The organism is Williamsia sp. 1135 (genome assembly GCF_002095395.1).
In the GTDB taxonomy this organism is placed as follows: domain Bacteria; phylum Actinomycetota; class Actinomycetes; order Mycobacteriales; family Mycobacteriaceae; genus Williamsia.
Map to the genome: position 1 here is coordinate 1 of NZ_MJEI01000002.1, position 270 is coordinate 270.

Genomic DNA, 270 nt, shown 5'->3' on the forward strand with positions numbered 1-270 from the left:
TCCGAACGGGGTTTCAGCGATGTGACCGCGTTGGGCATAGAGGGCGTGGCCTTCGGGTGTGGCTAAGCGGTGTCTCTTGGCCTCGATGGGGGTGGCCCCTGGCGGTGGAGGTCCTGTGGTGGGCTGCTCGCGGGCGGTTTTGTTGATACGCCGAGTTTTGCCGATGGCGATCAGCCGGTCCGGCCCTTCACTGGTCAGGTTCTCGTTGGAGAGGTAGCCGGCGTCGGCGAGGAACACTCCGATTCCCGCGGCATCGCCCTCTGGTGCTGA

Annotated in this window: 1 pseudogene; it reads right to left on the minus strand. The window is 65.2% G+C overall.

Annotation, left to right across the window (positions count from 1 at the left end):
- Window positions 1-270 (minus strand): annotated as a pseudogene (locus BFL43_RS00010) (transposase); the annotation flags it as partial.